This is a genomic window from Caballeronia sp. LZ029 (genome assembly GCF_031451275.1).
In the GTDB taxonomy this organism is placed as follows: Bacteria; Pseudomonadota; Gammaproteobacteria; order Burkholderiales; family Burkholderiaceae; genus Caballeronia; species Caballeronia jiangsuensis.
In genome coordinates this window covers 904,600-920,805 of the sequence record NZ_JARUXO010000003.1, presented here as the reverse complement: position 1 = coordinate 920,805, position 16,206 = coordinate 904,600, and the positions used below count along the sequence as shown (strand labels likewise).

At 63.9% G+C, this 16,206-nt stretch carries 11 protein-coding genes; 7 read left to right on the top strand and 4 right to left on the bottom strand.

Translation table 11 applies throughout. The features are described from left to right. Positions 1-152 precede the first annotated feature (152 nt). Entirely contained in the window at positions 153-2,837 is a 2,685-nt protein-coding gene (locus QCE73_RS23565) for an excinuclease ABC subunit UvrA (protein ID WP_309883807.1), read from the top strand. Here the strand turns inward: QCE73_RS23565 and QCE73_RS23560 are convergent. After that, positions 2,817-3,356, bottom strand: a complete 540-nt coding sequence (locus QCE73_RS23560; protein ID WP_035504025.1) for an HD domain-containing protein — start codon at positions 3,354-3,356, stop codon at positions 2,817-2,819. The genes QCE73_RS23565 and QCE73_RS23560 overlap by 21 nt on opposite strands. A 58-nt stretch (positions 3,357-3,414) precedes the next feature. Further along, positions 3,415-4,131: a YdcF family protein gene (locus QCE73_RS23555; RefSeq protein ID WP_309883806.1), complete on the bottom strand. Its 717-nt coding sequence runs from the start codon at positions 4,129-4,131 to the stop codon at positions 3,415-3,417. A gap of 412 nt (positions 4,132-4,543) precedes the next feature. Between QCE73_RS23555 and QCE73_RS23550 the strand changes: the two genes are divergently transcribed. The 5 genes from QCE73_RS23550 (at position 4,544) to QCE73_RS23530 (ending at position 10,657) form a co-directional block, all read left to right on the top strand. After that, positions 4,544-4,795 carry an acyl carrier protein gene (locus tag QCE73_RS23550; RefSeq protein ID WP_035504019.1) on the top strand — a complete coding sequence of 84 codons (252 nt, stop codon included), beginning with the start codon at positions 4,544-4,546 and terminating at the stop codon, positions 4,793-4,795. Continuing rightward, positions 4,792-6,045 (top strand): acyl-CoA dehydrogenase family protein, encoded by a 1,254-nt coding sequence (locus tag QCE73_RS23545; protein ID WP_035504018.1) that lies wholly within the window; start codon positions 4,792-4,794, stop codon positions 6,043-6,045. Before QCE73_RS23550 ends, QCE73_RS23545 begins: the two co-directional genes overlap by 4 nt. A 4-nt stretch (positions 6,046-6,049) precedes the next feature. Further along, the gene (locus QCE73_RS23540; protein ID WP_309883805.1) at positions 6,050-7,117 is read left to right on the top strand and encodes an amino acid--[acyl-carrier-protein] ligase; all 1,068 of its coding nucleotides are present in this window, start codon (positions 6,050-6,052) and stop codon (positions 7,115-7,117) included. Continuing rightward, positions 7,114-8,118 (top strand): DUF1839 family protein, encoded by a 1,005-nt coding sequence (locus QCE73_RS23535; protein ID WP_309883804.1) that lies wholly within the window; start codon positions 7,114-7,116, stop codon positions 8,116-8,118. The genes QCE73_RS23540 and QCE73_RS23535 overlap by 4 nt, the downstream gene beginning before the upstream one ends. A gap of 73 nt (positions 8,119-8,191) precedes the next feature. Continuing rightward, a complete protein-coding gene (locus QCE73_RS23530) occupies positions 8,192-10,657 on the top strand; it encodes a glycosyl hydrolase 2 galactose-binding domain-containing protein (protein WP_309883803.1) in 2,466 nt (821 codons plus the stop codon). On the opposite strand, the gene QCE73_RS23525 is transcribed toward QCE73_RS23530, so the two are convergent. Both QCE73_RS23525 and QCE73_RS23520 read right to left on the bottom strand, forming a co-directional pair. Further along, positions 10,654-11,589, bottom strand: a complete 936-nt coding sequence (locus QCE73_RS23525; protein WP_309883802.1) for a Gfo/Idh/MocA family oxidoreductase — start codon at positions 11,587-11,589, stop codon at positions 10,654-10,656. The two genes, QCE73_RS23530 and QCE73_RS23525, sit on opposite strands and share 4 nt — an antisense overlap. Before the next feature lie 60 nt (positions 11,590-11,649). Next, on the bottom strand, positions 11,650-15,186 hold the full coding sequence (locus QCE73_RS23520; protein WP_309883801.1) for an indolepyruvate ferredoxin oxidoreductase family protein: 3,537 nt from the start codon (positions 15,184-15,186) through the stop codon (positions 11,650-11,652). Between the two features lie 104 nt (positions 15,187-15,290). Between QCE73_RS23520 and QCE73_RS23515 the strand changes: the two genes are divergently transcribed. Then, positions 15,291-16,196 (top strand): LysR family transcriptional regulator, encoded by a 906-nt coding sequence (locus QCE73_RS23515; protein WP_187604109.1) that lies wholly within the window; start codon positions 15,291-15,293, stop codon positions 16,194-16,196. Positions 16,197-16,206: the final 10 nt, after the last annotated feature.

Below are 16,206 nucleotides of genomic sequence, written 5' to 3'. Positions count from 1 at the left end.
TTTTTCCCTCGTCGATCAGGTTCATCACCGGTCGGCGCGCATTTCGCATTCAAGATGCGTAACGCAAAATGCCATCTGGTATATGGCATGCTGCATGCTCGCCCTTTGACTTCCATTGCCGCGTACGGCCATCAAATTCGCCCTCCTTACTCATGGATGTCCGCAAAACCACCCGCAAGTCAGCCGAACGCGACGAAGCCGCATCTGCATCCACAGCAGGTTTCGTGCGCGTTCGCGGCGCGCGTGAGCACAACCTGAAAAATGTCGATGTCGACGTGCCGCGCGATGCGCTCGTCGTCTTCACCGGCGTGTCGGGTTCCGGCAAATCGTCGCTTGCATTCGGTACGCTTTACGCCGAAGCGCAGCGGCGCTATTTCGAATCGGTCGCGCCCTATGCGCGGCGGCTCATCGAACAGGTCGGCGTGCCGCAGGTCGATTCGATCGAGGGCTTGCCGCCCGCCGTCGCCCTTCAGCAGCAGCGCGGCGCACCGAATGCGCGCTCGTCGGTCGGCAGCGTGACGACGCTCTCGAGCCTCGTGCGCATGCTGTATTCCCGCACCGGCAGTTATCCGCCGAAGCAGCCGATGCTCTACGCGGAAGACTTTTCGCCGAACACGGTCCAGGGCGCGTGCCCCGTGTGTCACGGCCTCGGGCGCGTCTACGAAGTCACGGAAAAGTCGATGGTGCCCGACGACTCGCTCACGATCCGCGAGCGCGCCGTCGCAGCGTGGCCGCCCGCGTGGCACGGCCAAAATCTGCGGGACATTCTCGTCACCCTCGGCTATGACGTCGACACACCCTGGCGCGACCTGCCGAAGAAGGACCGCGACTGGATTCTCTTCACCGAAGAGCAGCCGACCGTGCCCGTATATGCCGGCCTCACGCCAAAAGAGACGCAGGCGGCCCTGAAACGCGGCGCCGAGCCCAGCTATCAGGGCACCTTCACCGGCGCGCGCCGCTACGTGCTGCATACCTTCGCGCACACGCAAAGCGCGCTCATGAAAAAGCGCGTGTCGCGCTTCATGGTCGGCAGCGATTGCCACACATGCCACGGCAAGCGGCTCAAGAAAGAAGCGCTGTCGGTGACGTTCGCGGGGCTCGATATCGCCGAATTCGCGCGTCTTCCGCTGAGCCGTCTCGCCGATCTGCTTGCACCCATCGCACGCGGAGAGTGGCCTTCGCACGACGACGCGCCGAGTCGCGCGCTTGCGAAGAAAGACCGGATCGCGGCGACGGCGAAGCGGGTAGCGGCTGGCGGCTCCGCGCACAAGGCCGCGCCCGACGTGCGCCGCACGGCCAATCTCTCCGACGAGAAACGCGCCGCCGCCGAACGCATCGCCGCCGACTTGCTGGAGCGGCTCGGCACGCTCATCGATCTCGGGCTGGGCTATCTGTCGCTCGATCGCGCGACGCCCACGCTCTCCTCCGGCGAACTGCAGCGCCTGCGGCTCGCGACACAACTCGCATCGCAACTGTTCGGCGTCGTGTACGTGCTCGATGAACCGTCCGCGGGCCTGCATCCCGCCGACAACGAAGCACTTTTCGCCGCATTGCAGCGGCTGAAGGCCGCGGGCAATTCGCTCTTCGTCATCGAGCACGATCTGAACACGATGCGACGCGCGGACTGGCTCGTCGATGTCGGTCCGGCCGCGGGCGAACAAGGCGGACACGTGCTCTATAGCGGACCGCCCGAAGGCCTCGCATCGATCGAGGCATCGCAGACGCGCAAGCATCTCTTCGCGCCGGCACACACGATCGAGCGCACGGCGCGCGAGCCGCGCGGCTGGCTGCGGCTCGAAGGCATCACGCGCAACAACCTGCATGGCATCGACGCCGCGTTTCCGCTCGGCGCCTTCACGACCGTCACCGGCATTTCAGGCTCGGGCAAGTCGAGCCTCGTGAGTCAGGCGTTGCCGGAACTCATCGCGGAGCGGCTCGGGCGCGCACTCGACGAAGCCAGCGAAGACGAACAGGACCCGCTCTTCGCTCAAGCGGACACATCGGCTGGCGGACGCATCGTCGAAGGCATGGAGACGATCCGTCGTCTCGTGCGCGTCGATCAGAAGCCGATCGGCCGCACGCCGCGCTCGAACCTCGCCACTTACACCGGCCTCTTCGATCACGTGCGCAAGCTGTTCGCCGACACGCCCGCCGCGCGCAAGCGCCGCTATGGCGCGGGACGTTTCTCGTTCAACGTCGCGCAAGGGCGCTGCCCGACATGCGAGGGCGAAGGCTTCGTGAGCGTCGAGCTGCTGTTCCTGCCGAGCGTCTATACCTCGTGCGCGACCTGTCACGGCTCACGTTACAACCCGCAAACGCTGGAGATCACATGGCGCGACAGGAACATCGCGGATGTGCTCGACATGACCGTCGATAGCGCATGCGAGTTCTTCGCCGATGAACCGAACGTGATGCGCGCGCTCGCCGTGCTGCGCGACATCGGCCTCGGTTATCTGCGGCTCGGGCAACCCGCGACGGAACTCTCGGGCGGCGAGGCGCAGCGCATCAAACTCGCAACGGAATTGCAGCGCGCGCATCGTGGCGACACGCTCTATATCCTCGACGAACCGACGACCGGTCTGCACCCCGCCGACGTCGACCGGCTGATGGCGCAACTTCAGGGCCTCGTCGATGCGGGCAACACGGTCGTCGTCGTTGAGCACGACATGCGCGTCGCCTCGCTCTCCGACTGGGTCATCGAAATCGGTCCGGGTGCGGGCGAGGATGGTGGCCGCATCGTCGTGACGGGTACGCCGCAACGTATCGCCGGCCATGCCGCGAGCCGCACGGCGCGTTATCTGACGGAAGCGCTCGGTTCAGGCGACCGCGTGCCCTGAAGTCACGCCTTTGCGATACATCTCGTCGAACGCGGCTTCGAGTCCGGCGTGCGCGCCGCGCAAACCATCGACGACACGCCTGGCCCACTCGAAGTACTCGCGCTTTCTTTCCTCGCTCCAGTTCGCAGGCGGCATGGCGAGAATATCGCGCAGATTGCAGATCTTGTCCGCGAGCTTCACGAGCTGCGCGGCACGACTGATATGCGCCGCATGTTCGATCTGCAGGCGCTTTCTCTCGGCCTTCGGCAAGGCCTTGTCGTCCGTCACTTCGGCGACGATGCGCGCGACTTCCTCGCCGAACCATTGCACGAGTTCGTCGTGCGTGGTGTCCGTATCCTCGATCGTGTCGTGCAGAACGGCCGCGAGCAGCACGCGCTCGTCGTCGATGCCGCCTTCATTGGCGAGCACATTGGCAAGCGCTATCGGATGATTGATATACGGCGACGCCTCCGCGTCCTTGCGGCGCTGATTGCGATGTTTGTCCGCGGCAAATGCGATGGCCCGGATCAGTTGGTTCATTAATGGTCTCCTGTGCGGCAAATAAGCAAAGTATATGCGCCGCACAAACGCCTCCATCTCAATACAGCCCGATCCATCGCCACACATAAAAGCGCGCGATGCCGACCAGTTCATGCAATGCGCTGTTCGAATCGAACCATCCTTTACGGCGCGGCAGCCACCATGTCAATGCCGGACGGATATACGCAACCGCGGGCTGCGGATGCAGATCGAACGCATCGAACGCGAGCATCGCACGGCGCATATGAAGCGACGACGTAATCAGCACCGACGTATCGTATTGCCGCGCACGTAGTATTTTCTCGGTATTGCGCGCGTTCTCGTAGGTGTCCAGACTCTGGTTTTCGAGGATCAGATCCTTTCGCGCGACGCCGGCGTCTAGCAGCAGAGCGCCATACACATCCGCTTCGCTTTGCTCGTGATGTTGCGGATTGCCTCCGCTCACGATGACGAAGCACGCCTTCTCCATCTCCTCGCAGCGCTTGTAGAGCGATGCCGCGAGCACGATACGCGTTGTCGCATCGCCCTTGGGCACGAGACGCCGCTCGCGATCGTACGACGTCCCACCGCCGAGCACGACGATCGCCATGCGCGGGCCGAAGCTCGGGTCTTTCATCGACGCGTACGTGTCGTTCGCGAGCCGCACGAGCGGCCCGGGAAGCACGCTGCCGAGCAACCAGAACACGATAGCCGCGACGAGCAGGATCGCGCCGCGCCGCCTTTTCCAGACGACGAAAAGCGCAACGAATATCGCCAGCAAAGAGATCAGTACCAATTACCTCACCCCGTTCGTTATTTTTCAAAAGGCTTTCGGATGCGCATAGTTATTGCAACGTTCTCATTTGAATATGCGCAGTAGTTACCGGCTCGCCGCCTATGCGCGGCTCGCGTCGAGTGTGAATCATCGCACCGGATCGAGACATGCTCGATATCGCACAGAGCGGCGCTTTGTCTTCGAGGCCCTCCGTGCGCCATCGCACGGACGCATATGGCCGCAAATTCGTTAAATACGATCAAACAAAATTCATAAGAAGACAGTGCGTGCGAGGGCGCTCGTGGAATCGTCTTCACGAGACATAACAACACCGCTGCCGATTCGCCCCGGAGTTAGCGACATTCGATAAGAACTCATCGTCGCAATCCGGATTTATTGCGCCAATGGCCGGGTACAAGGGAAAACACAGAAAATGAAAACTGAATTGCGTCGCATCCTCGCCGAGTCCGCTCGTCTCGACGTGCCTATCGACACGCTTGCCGACAACGACGATCTCTACGCCGCCGGTCTCTCATCGCTCGCCACGGTCCACGTGATGCTGGCGATCGAAGACGAATTCGGCATCGAGATTCCCGATAACATGCTCACGCGCCGGCTCTTCTCGAGCGTCGATTCGCTCGCATCGGCCGTCGACGGACTGCGTCGTTCGCAGGCGGCCGCATGAACGCGCCGGCTCAGGAGCTTGAAATCGCCGAACTCGCGCAAAGCGCGAGCGCGCGCAGCGAAAGCGAGTTGATCGAAGCCGCGAAGCGCGTGGCGGCCGTCGCGGCAAAGCACGCCGATGCGGTCGATCGCGAAGCGCGCTTTCCCGCCGAAGCCGTTGCTGCGATGCGGGAAGAGCGCCTCTTCTCCGCGATGATCCCGAAGATGTACGGCGGCGACGGCCTGACGCTGACCAGCGTCGCGCGTTTGTGCGAGGCCCTGGCGCAAGGCTGCGCGTCCTCCGCGATGATCTATGCGATGCATCAGAGCCAGGTCGTGTGCATCGTCGATCATGGCGCGAACGTGCCCTGGCAGCGCGACTTCCTTGCGCGCATGGTCAGCGAGCAGTTGCTGCTCGCATCGGCGACGTCGGAAGAGAATATCGGCGGCAACATGCGCACGAGCGCATGCGCGGTCGATCTCGTCGACAATGCATTCAGCATCGAGAAGCTCGCGCCGACCATCTCGTACGGCAAGTATTCCGACTGCATTCTCGTGACGGCGCGCCGTCATCCGGATGCGCCGCCCTCCGATCAGGTGCTGATCGTCGCCCCGCGCGATACGTTCACGCTGGAGCAGCGCGGCACGTGGGACACGCTCGGTATGCGCGGCACGTGCAGCGAAGGACATCGGCTCGTCGCGAGCGGTATCGCTGAGCAGATCCTGCCGGCGCCGTTCTCGCGCATCGCCGACGAAAGCATGCTGCCCGTGTCGCATACCCTGTGGTCGTCGGTATGGTGCGGCATCGCGAGCGACGCGGCCAATCGCGCGCATCAGTTCTTCCGCAATCAGGCGCGCGGCAAGCCCGCATTGCCGCCTTCGGCCGCGCGGCTTTCGCAAGTGCTCACGCTCATCAAGATGATGCAGGCGCGTCTGCGCGAATCGCTCGCCAATGTCGAAGCGGCTCAGGCCGAACGCGCGCTGCGCAAGGCAAGCCAGAGCAACGACGACGACGCGCCGCTCACGGCGTCGATCGGCATCAATGCCGACCTGAACATGCTCAAGCTGGCGATTTCGCAATCGGCGGTGCACGTCGTGCAGGAAACGTTGATGATCTGCGGCATGGCCGGCTACAAGAACGACACGCCGTTCAGCGTGGGGCGCCATCTGCGCGATCTGCACTCGGCGCCGCTCATGATCAGCAACGATCGCATCGAATTGAACACGGCGAATCTGCTGCTTGCGCAGCGCGCCGCAACGGGGACCCTTTGACGATATGAACATGCCGACGGAACAGGCCGCCATGATGCAGGCCGAAGCACAAGCACGAGCACAAGAGACTCAGGCACCTTACGACAAATCGGACTTGACCTTGCGCGATCGCCTGATCGAAGCGGGCATTCTGCTCGACACGGGCGAAGACGGTCTCTACGGCCGCAGCGAAGTGTTCGAGGACGTCGTCGAGCGCCTCAATCAGGCGATCACGATGCTCGGCGCGGACCAGCACGCGGAAGTGCTGCGCTTTCCGCCCGCGATGCGCCGCCGCGATTTCGAGGACAGCGAGTATCTGAAGAGCTTCCCGAATCTCGCGGGCACGATTCACTCGTTCCAGGGCAACGATCGCGGGCATCATCGCCTGCTCGAAGCGCTCGACAAGGTCGTGCATATCGGCGAGGAAGAAGAGCGTTCCGATGAATGGATGGATCAGCAGAAGCCCACGCGCCTCGTGCTCACGCCGGCCGCATGCTATCCGATCTATCCGCTCGTCGCGAAGCGCGGCAATCTCGCTGAAGACGGCGCGACCTTCGATGCGTTCTCGTACTGCTTCCGTCACGAACCGTCCATCGATCCGGGCCGCATGCAGATGTTCCGTATGCGCGAATACATTCGCGTCGGCAGCCCCGAGCAGGTAATGGCGTTCCGTCAGAAGTGGATCGAGCGCGGCTCGCTGCTCGTGAACCTGCTCGAACTGCCCTTCGAGATCGACCTCGCCAACGACCCGTTCTTCGGGCGCGGCGGCATGATCGTCGCGGATAGCCAGCGCGCGCAGCAACTGAAGTTCGAATTGCTCGTGCCCGTCGCGACGCCCGACCGTCCGACCGCGTGCCTGTCGTTCAACTATCACCAGGACCATTTCGGCGAGCTCTGGCACATTCGTCAGGCGGACGAGCAGGTCGCGCATACCGCATGCGTCGGCTTCGGCATGGAACGCACGACGCTCGCGCTCTTCCGTCACCACGGACTCGATGTCAAGGCGTGGCCTGAGAAAGTGCGTCAGTTGCTGTGGGGCGACAAGGCGCCGCTCATCGAAGAAGGTCTCGCGAATCTGGGAAGCCAGACATGAACGCACGCTCGCCGGCAGAAGCCGTGACCGCACCGTCCGCGTCCGCGGACGGCGCGTACCGCCAGCACCTGCTGCATCGTGAAGAGCGCGTGTGGCTGGAGACCAACTGTTACGTCGACTTGTGGATCGAGTTGCTGCATCACTACGGTTGCGATCCGCATGCGGCGCTCGGCTTCACGGTGACGCAGGCGTTCGAAGGCGATCAGTTCACGTTCCCGAAGTTCTCGCTCGACGATATATCGCGGCTCTATGGCCTGCAGGCACAGGAGCTCGCGATCTACGACACGCTGGAAGCGCATGTGCGCGAGCAGACGCGGCGCGGGCAGATGGTGGTGGTCGAAATGGATTCGTACTATCTGCCCGATACGCGTGCAACCGCATATCGGCAGACGCATACGAAGACGACCATCGCCATCGATGCCATCGACACCGACGCGAAGCGCATCACGTACTTCCATAACGCGGGCTATTTCGCGTTATCGGGCGAGGACTACGATGGCGTGTTCCGCCTGATGCCGGGCCTCGCCGGCGATGTGCACGCGCTCTTCCCGTACGTCGAGTTCGTGAAGCGCGCGCGTGCGCCGCTCGAAGGCGATGCGATGGTGCAACGCTCGGTCGAACTGCTCGCGTTGCGGCTCGCGGATCGTCCTGCGACGAACCCGGTCGCGCAATGGCGCGCCGCATTCCCCGAGCATTTGCGCGCGTTGCTCGAACGCGATCCCGCGTACTATCACCTCTACACGTTCAACGTGATGCGTCAGCTCGGCTCGAACTTCGAGTTGCTGTCGAAGTATCTCGGCTGGCTGAAGTGTCACGGCGTGGACGTCCCGAGCGACATCCAGACGAGCGCGCAGACGCTCGCGAGCGAAGCGATGGTCATGCAGTTCCGTCTCGCGCGCGCCCGCATGCGCTCGCGCACCGACGCGTGCGAAGATTGCCTCGATTCGATGCAGGCTTCGTACGACAAGGTCATCGAGCCGCTCGCCGCGCGCTTCCTCTGAACGCCAAAGCCGCGCGGTCGATCGCGCGGCTTTGGCGTCGCTCTCTTTCGAATCCCATCGACGAGGTAGGCACATGCACGTCCTGTCCGCGCACGCGCCGCGGCGTCTCTCCGAAGGCTGGCAGTGCGTGAGCACGCCCGCGGGCGCATGCACGACACCCGCATCGCTCGATACGTTCACGCAGTGGATCGACGCGCCCGTGCCCGGCACGATCGCGTCCGCCTTGCGCGCGAGCGGCGTCAGCGACGAAGCGCTCGCGCAGCCGTTCGCGCATTCGGATCACTGGTATCGCGTGAAGCTGAGCGGCAACGGCAGGCGGCGTCTGCGCTTCAACGGGCTCGCGACCATCGCCGAGATATGGCTCGACGATCGCAAGCTGCTCGAATCGGATTCGATGTTCGTCGCGCATGATCTCGATGTCGAGCTCGACGGCGAGCACACGCTTCATCTGTGCTTTCGCTCGATCGCGCCCGCGCTGGCGGCGAAACGCGGACGCGCACGCTGGCGTCCGAAGCTCGCGCAACCCGCCACGCTGCGCAACGTGCGCACGACGCTGCTCGGGCATATGTCCGGATGGTGCCCGACGATTCAACCGGCGGGACCGTGGCGCGCGATCGAAGTGATGGGCGAATCGCGTGCGTGCATCGATAACGTGGACATGCGCACGAGCGTCGATGGCACCGATGGCGTTCTCGATGTCACCGTGCGCTACTTTCATGCGCAGGAGCAAAACCCGGTTCGGCTCGGATGCGGCGAAGCGCAAGCCACGATGCAATGGCAGGACGCGCACACGCTCACGGGCCGGCTGCGCGTGCCGGACGTGCGCTTGTGGTATCCGCATACGCATGGCGAGCCGTCACGTTATGCCGTGAAGCTCGGCGATATCGCGCTCGGCGAAGTCGGCTTTCGCACGATCGAAGTCGATCGCGGCGCGGACAAGCAGGGCTTTCAGCTCGTCGTGAATGGCGTGCCCGTGTTCGCGCGCGGCGCGTGCTGGACATCGGCGGATATCGTTGCACTCGATGCATCGCGCGAGAAGCTCGACCACATCTTCCAGCTGGTTCGCGATGCGGGACTCAACATCGTTCGCGTGAGCGGCATCACGCTCTACGAGTCCGACACCTTCTACGAACTCGCCGACAAACACGGCGTCCTCGTATGGCAGGACTTCGCGTTCGCGAACTTCGATTATCCCGACGACGAAGCCTCTCGCGCCAGCGTGCAACGCGAAGCCGAACAGTTCCTCGCGCGCACGCGGCGCTTCGCGTCGCTCGCGGTGCTGTGCGGGGGAAGCGAAGTGCATCAGCAGGCGGCCATGCTCGGCCTGCCCTTCGACGCGTATCAGCAGCGCCTCTTCAACGAACTCCTGCCGAATGCAGTCGCGATGCAACGGCCCGACGTCGCGTACGTCGTGAACTCGCCGAGCGCGGCGCCCGGCGATACGGTATCGATGCCGTTCGGTACGCGCGGCGGCATCACGCATTACTACGGCGTGCCCGCGTATCAGCGTTCCTTCGATGACGTGCGCCGCGCGCAAGTGCGCTTCGCATCGGAATGTCTCGCGTTCGCCAACGTGCCCGACGATGTCGCGCTACACGCCATACCGAACCCGCGTGCGCATGAACCGCGCTGGAAAGCGGGCGTGCCGCGCGATCCCGGCTCGGCATGGGACTTCGACGATGTACGCGAGCACTACATGCAAACGCTTTATCGCATGGACGTGCCGCGCTTGCGCTATGAAAACCCCGAGCGTTATCTGGAGCTATCGCGCGCCGTCGTCGCCGATGTGATCGGTGCGGTGTTCTCGGAGTGGCGTCGCGAAGGATCGACGTGTGCGGGCGGCATCGTATGGAATCTGCTCGATGTGCGGCCGGGTGCGGGCTGGGGCGTCATCGACGTGCTCGGTGCGCCGAAGAGCGCGCTGCATGGACTCGCACGCGTGCTGCAACCGGTGCAGGCGCTGATCCTCGATGAAGGACTCGACGGCCTCGACGTGCATCTCGTCAACGAGACCGCGCGCGAGATTCGGGCGCGCGTCGAACTGACCTGCCTGCGTGAAGGCGCGGTCAAGGTCGTGGGCGGTTCATGCGATGTCGTGTTGCAGGCGCGCAGCGTGCAGCGTGTGTCGTCGAATGCGCTGATCGGCGCGTTCTTCGATATCGCGTATGCATACCGCTTCGGCCCGCGAGCGCACGACGCAACGCATGTCGTCCTGCGCAATGCGGACACGGGCGACGTGCTGTCGGAAGCGTTCCATTTCCCCGATCCGTCGATCGGCGAGCGTCGCGATATCGGCCTGAATGCGACCGTCGAGAAAGACGATGAAGGCTGGAGTCTCGTCGTCGAAACGGCGCAGCTTGCGCGCTGGGTGCATGTGGTCGATCCCAACTACTTCGCGCGCATCGACTGGTTCCACCTCGCGCCGGGCACTACGCGGCGCATCCCGCTCGTTGCGCGGCACGCGAACGTGAGCGCCGCGCCCGAGGGCGATGTCTCCGCGATCAATGCGATACGCAGCGCGGCATATCGCGCCGCCTAGCGCCCGAATGCTTCGGTTTCGATACGCCTGCCGTTGAGAAACGCATCGGCGACGAGTTGCAGCGGACGCACATCGACATCGCTCGTCTTCGATTCGATGAGCGCGTGAAAGTGTTCGTATAGCGCGGGATATTCGCGCTCGCGTCCGAGATCGATCTCCTTGCCCGCGATGGTGAGGCGCTTGCCGCCTTCGCGCATCGAGAGGCGGCCCGCGTCCGTGTCGATATCGATATCCCATTCCTCGACCGGACCGTGACGCCAGTCGAACACCGCGCGCACCGGCGCGCCGTTCGTCGCGATGCAATCGAGTTCCGCCGCGATCGGCGTGGACGTATCGCTCGGCACGGTGAGCGTGGCCCCGCGCAACGCGACTTCATGCGGCAGGATACGCGTGACGATCGACAGCGCGTTGATGCCCGGATCGAACACGCCGAGGCCGCCCGGTTCCCAGATCCACTGCTGTCCCGGATGCCAGCGGCGCACGTCTTCCTTCCAGCGCACTTCGACGGACCGAATCGCGTCCGCATTCTTCGCAAGCCATTCGCGCGCCGGTTCGACTGCGCTCGCCGCACGCGAATGCCACGACGCGAACAGCGTGCAGCCGCGCGCCCGCGCGATCTCGTCCAGGGCGGCGACTTCGCTCACGCTGGCGCCGGGCGGCTTTTCCAGCATGACGTGCTTGCCCGCTTCGAGCGCGGCCAGCGCCTGCTCGTAACGAACCTGCGGCGGCGCGCAGAGCGAGACGGCATCGATCGAGGGCTCGGCGGCGAGCAACTCGCCGATATCCCGATAGTTGCGCACGCCATCGACGCTCGCATTGCGGCTCGCGCACGCGACGAGTTCGAATCCTGGCTGCGCGGCGATCGCGGGCAGGTGCTGATCCCGCGCGATCTTGCCGATGCCGACGACAGCGAGCTTGCATACTCCGTTCATGCGATGTCTCCTTACGCTTCGAGTGTGTCCCCGAGCGTAAAGATACCCTATCGTCTCCGATCAGGCCGTCGCGGCCATCTTCACCGTCGCCCGATAACGCTCGATCAAACGCTCGCGCTTCGTCGCAACCGCCGCCATGTTGCGCTCCTTCACATGGCCGAAGCCACGGATTTCATCGGGCAGCTTCGCGAGTTGCAGCGCGGCGTCGAAGCGGTCTTCATCGAGCGTCGCGCAGAATTCATCGACGAGCGCGAGGTAATCCGCGATCATCTTGCGCTCCGTGCGGCGCTCGGCCGTCTTGCCGAAGATATCGAGCGATGTGCCGCGCAAGCCTTTCATCTTCGCCAGCACGCGGAACGCGGGCAGCATCCATGCGCCGAAGGTCTTCTTCACGAGATGACCGTGCTCGTCGCGCTTGGCGAAGAGCGGCGGCGCGAGATGGAACATCAGCTTGTAATCGCGGCCCGGTTCGCCTTCGAACTGCGCGCGCAGCTTGTCGAGATACGCGGGATCGGCGTAGAGACGCGCGACCTCGTATTCGTCCTTGTAGGCCATGAGCTTCGCGAGATTCACCGCGACCGCGCGCGTGAGCGGCAGCTTCGCGTTCAGCGCCTTTTCCTTCTCGCGCATACGCTCGACGACACTGCGATACGAGCGCGCATACGCTTCGCCTTGATACGCGGTCAGCAAGGCTTCACGCGTCGCGATCACGTTTTCGAGGGACTCGGGCATCTTCACGACGATCGCATGTTGCGTGGACTTGAGCAGATCGCCCGCGCCGTGTTGCGCGACGTAGCGGCCCCAGTCGAACGCGAGCCAGTTCTTCTCGACCGCGACGCCGTTCAGTTCGATCGCGCGTTTGAGGCTCGCCAGTTCGAGCGGCAACCAGCCCTTCTGCCATGCGAAGCCGAGCAGCAGCGGATTCGAATAGATCGTGTCGCCGAGCAGTTTCAGCGCGAGCGCGTTGGCATCGATGAATGCGCAGCCCGCGCCGATGCTGTCCGACAGCGCCTGCTCCGTCTGCGCTGCGGGAAAGGTCCATTGCGCATCGGTGACGAAGGCCGCGGTCGGCGTCGCGCCGCTGTTGATGGCGGCCTGCGTGATGCCATGCCGCGTACGCGAGAGCACATCGTTCGATGCCGACACGATCGCATCGCAGCCGATCACGAGCCGCGCTTCGCCTGTCGCGATGCGCGTCGCATGCAGCGCCTGCGGCTCCGGCGCGATCTGCACGTGGCTCAGCACCGCGCCGCCCTTCTGCGCGAGACCGGCCATATCGAGCACCGTGACGCCCTTGCGCTCGATGTGCGCCGCCATGCCGATCAATCCACCGATCGTCACGACGCCCGTTCCGCCGACACCCGTCACGAGAATGCCGTAAGGCTTCGACAGTGCGGGCAATGCCGGCAACGGCAAACTATCGAAATCGGGCTTTGCGCCGCCCGCCGCTTTCGGCTTGCGAACCTGCGCGCCCTCAGCGGTAACGAAGCTCGGGCAAAAGCCCTTCACGCACGAAAAGTCCTTGTTGCACGACGACTGATTGATCTTGCGCTTCGTGCCGAGCGGCGTGTCCATCGGTTCGACGGAGAGGCAGTTCGATTGCACCGAGCAATCGCCGCAGCCTTCGCACACGGCATCGTTGATGAACGCGCGGCGTGCGGGATCGGGATACGTGCCGCGCTTGCGGCGGCGGCGCTTTTCCGTCGCGCAGGTCTGGTCGTAAATCAGGATCGTCGTGCCTTGCGTATCGCGCAGTTCGCGCTGGATGCGATCGAGCTCGTCGCGATGATGCACGCTCACGCCCTGAGGCAACGCGACATTCGCATCGTATTTTTGCGGCTCGTCCGTCACGATGACGATACGCTTCGCGCCTTCCGCGAAGACCTGATGCGCGATCTGCGGCACCGTCAATACGCCGTCGACGGGCTGGCCGCCGGTCATCGCGACCGCATCGTTATAAAGAATCTTGTATGTGATGTTCGCGTTCGCCGCGATAGCCGCGCGCACCGCGAGCAAGCCCGAATGGAAATACGTGCCGTCGCCGAGATTGACGAACACGTGCTTGTCGCCGGAGAAATGCATCTGGCCGATCCACGCGACGCCCTCACCGCCCATCTGGCTGAAGGTCTCGGTCTTGCGGTCCATCCACATCGACATGTAATGGCAGCCGATGCCCGCGAGCGCGCGCGAACCTTCAGGCACGCGCGTCGAGGTGTTATGCGGACAGCCCGAGCAGAACCACGGCTTGCGCTCGACATCGACGCGCGGCTTGATCGCCTCGCGCTCCTTCGCTTCGATCGTTTCGACGCGCGACAGCATGCGGGCGCGCACATCGGCGGGAAGATCGGCGCGTGCGAGACGTCGCGCGATAGCCTTCGCGATCAGCGCGGGCGATAGCTCGTAATGCGCGGGCAGCAGCCAGTCGCCGCGCGGCACGGACCATTCGCCGCCTTCGTTGTCGCGCTCGTCGAACTTGCCGTAAATGCGCGGACGCACGTCCTCGCGCCAGTTATACAGCTCTTCCTTCAGCGCATATTCCAGAATCTGCCGCTTCTCTTCGACGACGAGAATCTCTTCGAGACCGGTCGCGAATGCGCGTGCGTCCTGCGCGTCGAGCGGCCACACGCAGCCCACTTTCAGCACACGCAGGCCGATCTGCGCGCAGGTTTCATCGTCGAGACCGAGATCGACGAGCGCCTGACGCACGTCGAGATACGCCTTGCCCGCGGTGATGATGCCGAAGCGCGGCTTGTCGGAATCGATCACGACGCGATTGAGCTTGTTCGCGCGCACGTAGGCCAGCGCCGCGTACCACTTTTCGTCGAGCAGACGCGCTTCCTGCGCGAGTGGCGAATCCGGCCAGCGGATGTTGAGGCCGCCTTCGGGCATCGCGTAGTCGGTGGGCGTGACGATCTCCACGCGCTCCGGATCGAGGTCGATCGAAGCGGTGGATTCGACCACGTCGGTCACGCATTTCATCGCGACCCACAGGCCGGAATAACGGCTCATCGCCCAGCCGTGCAGGCCGTAGTCGAGATATTCCTGCACGTTCGACGGATACAGCACCGGAATGCCCGCCGCGATGAACGCATGATCCGACTGATGCGCAACCGACGACGACTTCGCCGCGTGATCGTCGCCCGCGAGCACGAGCACGCCGCCGTGCTTGTCGGAGCCCGCGGAATTCGCGTGCTTGAAGACGTCGCCGGTGCGGTCCACGCCGGGGCCCTTGCCGTACCACATGCCGAACACGCCGTCGCGCGTCGCGCCCGGCCACAGATTGACCTGCTGCGTGCCCCAGATCGATGTCGCGGCGAGATCCTCGTTCACGCCCGGCTGGAACACGATGTCGTTATCCTTCAGATGCTGCTTCGCCTTCCACAGCGACTGGTCGAGCGCGCCGAGCGGCGAGCCGCGATAGCCCGAAATGAAGCCCGCCGTATTCAGCCCGGCCTTGCGATCGCGCGCCTTTTGCAGCATCGGCAGACGCACGAGCGCCTGCGTGCCGCTGATATAGACGCGGCCTTTCTCCAGCGTGTATTTGTCGTCCAGGGAAATGGTCGCGGCTTCTAGCGCGGCGCGGTCGGGTGCATTCATCGGGGCTCGTCTCCGGGAAAGGGAATTTTGTTTTTTGCCGAGTATAGAAAGCCGATTCGACATCGTAAAATCACGAATAAACAACTCTGGTATCTGAAAATCAGATGGCCTTCGATCTCACGCTCCGGCAATTGCGCTATTTCGTGGCCGCCGCGCAAACCGGCCAGTTCTCGATGGCGGCGGCCAACGAGCACGTATCGCAATCGGCGATCACCAACGCGGTGCTGGCGCTCGAAAGCGCGCTCGGCACCAAGCTGTTCGAGCGCATGCCGCAAGGCGTGGCGCTGACGCCCGATGGCCAGGACTTCCATAACCACGCGCGCCGCGTGCTCGAAGCCGCTCGCGACGCGATGCACATGCCGCCGTTTCGCGCGCACGACATGCGCGGCGTCGCGCGCATTGCGGCGTCATATACGGTGCTCGGGTATTTTTTGCCGGAGTTGCTCGCGCGCTTTCGTGCGACGTATCCGTTCATCGACTTCGATCTGCGCGACATGGAGCGGCCGCAAATCGAAGAAGCGGTGGCGAATGGCGATGTCGATATCGGCGTCGTGCTGCTATCGAATCTGCAGCGGCCGAATCGCTTCGACACTCAGGTGCTGATGCGCTCGCGCCGGCAGTTGTGGGTCGCGCCCTCGCATCCGCTCGCGCAGCAGCAGGCGGTATCGCTGAAGGATATCGCCGCGCATCCTTACATTCTCATCACCGTCGATGAAGGCGAGCAATCGACGATGCGCTACTGGCACAAGAAGCGCCTCGAACCGAACATCGCGTTTCGCACGAGTTCGATGGAGGCGCTGCGCGGGCTGGTGGCGCACGGCTTCGGCGTCACGGTGCTCTCGGACATGGTGTTTCGGCCGTGGTCGCTCGAAGGCAAGCGCATCGAGGCGCGGCCCGTGAACGACGCCATTCCTCACATGGAAGCGGGCATGATCTGGCGCAAGGGCGCGACGCTGAGCGCCCCTTCGACCGCCGTGCAGCAGTTCCTGATTCACGCGTGCGGCGCTTGATGCAACCTTG

Coding starts and splice junctions, on each gene's coding strand:
- QCE73_RS23565 (WP_309883807.1), top strand. CDS start 153: ATGGATGTCCGCAAAACCACCCGCAAGTCAGCCGAACGCGACGAAGCC.
- QCE73_RS23560 (WP_035504025.1), bottom strand. CDS start 3,356: ATGAACCAACTGATCCGGGCCATCGCATTTGCCGCGGACAAACATCGC.
- QCE73_RS23550 (WP_035504019.1), top strand. CDS start 4,544: ATGAAAACTGAATTGCGTCGCATCCTCGCCGAGTCCGCTCGTCTCGAC.
- QCE73_RS23545 (WP_035504018.1), top strand. CDS start 4,792: ATGAACGCGCCGGCTCAGGAGCTTGAAATCGCCGAACTCGCGCAAAGC.
- QCE73_RS23540 (WP_309883805.1), top strand. CDS start 6,050: ATGAACATGCCGACGGAACAGGCCGCCATGATGCAGGCCGAAGCACAA.
- QCE73_RS23535 (WP_309883804.1), top strand. CDS start 7,114: ATGAACGCACGCTCGCCGGCAGAAGCCGTGACCGCACCGTCCGCGTCC.
- QCE73_RS23530 (WP_309883803.1), top strand. CDS start 8,192: ATGCACGTCCTGTCCGCGCACGCGCCGCGGCGTCTCTCCGAAGGCTGG.
- QCE73_RS23525 (WP_309883802.1), bottom strand. CDS start 11,589: ATGAACGGAGTATGCAAGCTCGCTGTCGTCGGCATCGGCAAGATCGCG.
- QCE73_RS23520 (WP_309883801.1), bottom strand. CDS start 15,186: ATGAATGCACCCGACCGCGCCGCGCTAGAAGCCGCGACCATTTCCCTG.
- QCE73_RS23515 (WP_187604109.1), top strand. CDS start 15,291: ATGGCCTTCGATCTCACGCTCCGGCAATTGCGCTATTTCGTGGCCGCC.